The 3,206-nt window shown below is 47.6% G+C and carries 1 protein-coding gene; it reads left to right on the plus strand.

Annotated elements, in window-relative coordinates; genetic code table 11:
• The first annotated feature begins 21 nt into the window (after window positions 1–21).
• A complete protein-coding gene (locus A918_RS21225; protein WP_198013261.1) occupies window positions 22–3,120 on the plus strand; it encodes an autotransporter outer membrane beta-barrel domain-containing protein in 3,099 nt (1,032 codons plus the stop codon).
• The last annotated feature ends 86 nt before the right edge of the window (window positions 3,121–3,206 follow it).

The following is a 3,206-nucleotide window of genomic DNA, read 5'->3' on the forward strand; positions in this document are numbered from 1 at the left end:
GGAGCCATGTCTGACATGGCTATGGCTGATGTTTCGTTCGGCTCTAATAATCATGTTTTTGTTTGTGGAGTGAGTTGTTATGGTTATCAAGGCACTCGCGTAAATGGCGGATGGACATATGGCGATACTCAAGCGGTAGCCAATGGATCCGTCAGCTTTGAAAACTCTACACCCTACGATAACGGAATGGCGATGTTTAATTGGGGGGGAGCAGTCACCTATAATGGAGATGCCACCTTCAAAAACAACAGTACAATACCAGATTTTTATGGATTTAATCCGGTGGGGTCTACCATCTACACTTATGATGGCGGTCAAACCACATTTAACGGAGATGTTCTGTTTGAGAGTAATGGCTCGCGCTACGATGGCGGCGGGATGAACACGGTTAACGCATCCACAGCATTCAATAAGAAGGCCACTTTTAAGGACAATACAGCCTTGCGAAATGGTGGCGCAATCGGCCACACATCCGGCGATCTTATCTTTGCAGGTGATGTTGATTTTACTGGAAACAAAGCTGTCGGTACCGATGCGTATGGGAATCCATCTGGTGGTGATGGCGGTGCTATCTTCTCCAATGTAATATCATATGCGGATTATCAAATACGCAACGAAGAGGGTGATATCGTTGGGGAATACAGGAATATTTTGCCTGGTGGTCAAGAGCAAGAACGGGTGAGCAGCATAGAACAGGGCTGGAGCGATCCGTATTCCGTTGAGATTATCGGCACTAGTCGTATTGATAGTAATGTCCAGTTTAAAGGGGCATCCAGTTTTAAGGAAAACACGGCTGGCAGTAATGGTGGTGCTCTTGCAGGGCGTGCATCCAGTTTCATTTTTGACGGGGCTGCGTTGTTTGACAGCAATAATGCAGGAGCCAATCCGGCTAATGGCGGCGGCGATGGCGGGGCTATCAGCTTGACTGCACTGACTTTGAAATATGGTGACGGAAAAGCTGATCGTTTTCAATCAACAGCAACCTTCAATCAGGCAGCCACATTCACAGGGAATAAAGCGCAAAGGAATGGTGGCGCAGTCAGTGCGACCGAATCCACTGTTATCTTCAATGGCAATAGTCTTTTTCAGGGAAATACGGCTGAGGATGCTGGTGGCGCGATATTCAGCAATGCGGGCAATGTAGAACTCAATGGAAAGGTTCTATTCAAGGATAACGAGGCGCAACGGGGCGGTGCCATCTACATGGCCAACAGTCAGTTGACGCTTGACCAGAATGCCCAGGACAAGATCACGTTCAGTGATAACAAGGCCAGCGATCTGGGCGATGACATTTATCTGGAGAAATCAGCCCTTCGCGTGAAGGGCGATTATGATTTAACGTTCGCCGGTACGGTTTATGGTGAATATGCAGAAAACCAGGATGATCTGATAGATGGCTACCATTTTGTAAAAGAAGGCAGTGGTCAGTTGTTTATGCGTGGCCAGCAGAACAGCACTGGCAACAGTCAGATCAGGACAGGTTCTGCACAGGCTTGGGCCGACAACAATCGTGTCGATTTTGAAGCATCCAATTTCAATATAAATGCAGGCGCTTCATTGGTCGTTAATCGTGGTACAATTGGCGGTGATGTTGCCAATGCCGGAACGTTCCAGTTGCGTAGCAGCCAACTGGGGGCTGCTGATTATCAGATTACGGGCAACTTTGCCAACAATGGCACCATCAATATGGCCAATGGCAACCCGGCTGACAAACTTACAATTGATGGTAACTATATCGGTTCTAATGGTCTGACTATTCTGGATACATATCTTGGCAGTGACCAGTCTGCGACGGACAAGCTGGTTGTAGGGGGTAACACGACCGGAAGGTCAACGGTGAAGGTGATCAATGTGGGCGGCCCGGGTGCGCAGACCAATGAAGGCATTGAGCTTATTACGGTTGGTGATGCATCTGAAGGTATTTTTACACTTGTTGGTGACTATATCGCTGAAAATGGTAATCAGGCAGTTGTGGGCGGAACGGCCTATGCTTATCAGCTCTATAAGGGCAACAGAACTGGTTCGGAAACCAAAAACTGGTATCTGCGTTCTGAATTGAAGCCTGTGGATCCGGTAGATCCTGTGAAACCGCTTTATCAGCCTGGTGTGCCGACTTATGAAGCCTATCCGCAAGCTCTGTTGGGTTTGAATGGTCTGAACACATTGCAACAGCGTGTGGGTAACCGTTTCTGGGTGGGAGCAGGCAATCGGATGATTTCTGAGGGTGCAGATGCCATCGTGCCTTATGCACCAGTTGAAGAAGCAGGTGTCTATGTTGATGGCAATGGTGTTTGGGGCCGGATTGAAGGCGCGTATAACCATATTGAACCACGCTTCTCCACCTCTGATACAGATTTTAACCAGAATGTTTTCAAAATGCAGGCTGGTGTGGATGGTCTTCTGACCGAGACTGAAAACGGAACCATTATCGGTGGTGTATTTACTCAGTATGCCCATGGAAAGAGCAAGACTTATTCAATCTATGGTGATGGTGAAATCTCTACCGATGGTTATGGCGTTGGCGGAACCCTGACCTGGTATGGCAACGAAGGCTTCTATGTCGATGGTCAGGCACAGGTAACATGGTACAATTCCGACCTGAGCTCGGTACTCGTCCGTCGTGGTCTCGTAGATGGCAATGATGGTATTGGCTATGCATTGTCGATTGAAAGCGGCAATCGTTTTGCCATTGATCCGGAATGGTCCGTAACACCACAAGCACAGCTCGTTTATTCAAGCATCGATTTTGACGATTTCACCGATACATTTGGTGCTTCAGTCAGCTTGGATAAGGGTGACAGTTTGCAGGGGCGTCTTGGCATCACACTTGACCATGAAAATTCATGGCAGAATGCCAGTGGTACGACCAATCGTGCCCATGTCTACGGTATTGCCAATCTCTACTATGAGTTCCTCGAAGGAACGAAAGTCGATGTTGCAGGCATAAGTTTTGCGAGTGAAAAAGAACGCTTGTGGGGCGGGCTAGGTGTTGGTGGTACTTATAACTGGAATGATGATAAGTATTCGATCTACGGCGAAGGTCTGATTAATACTAGCTTAAGTAACTTTGGAGACAGCTATTCCTTAAAAGGAACAGTTGGTTTCCGCATGAAGTGGTAATAGTCTTCAAAAGCAGGGTATAGCACGCGACGCTCCTGAATAAATTTCAACAATAACTTTATAGCCCCGCTGATGCGGGGCTTTTT

The organism is Pseudochrobactrum sp. AO18b (assembly GCF_000409565.1).
GTDB lineage: Bacteria > Pseudomonadota > Alphaproteobacteria > Rhizobiales > Rhizobiaceae > Pseudochrobactrum > Pseudochrobactrum saccharolyticum.

What these genes read in the sequence shown, in the direction of transcription:
- A918_RS21225 (WP_198013261.1), top strand. Translation starts at nt 22, where the DNA reads ATGGCTGATGTTTCGTTCGGCTCTAATAATCATGTTTTTGTTTGTGGA.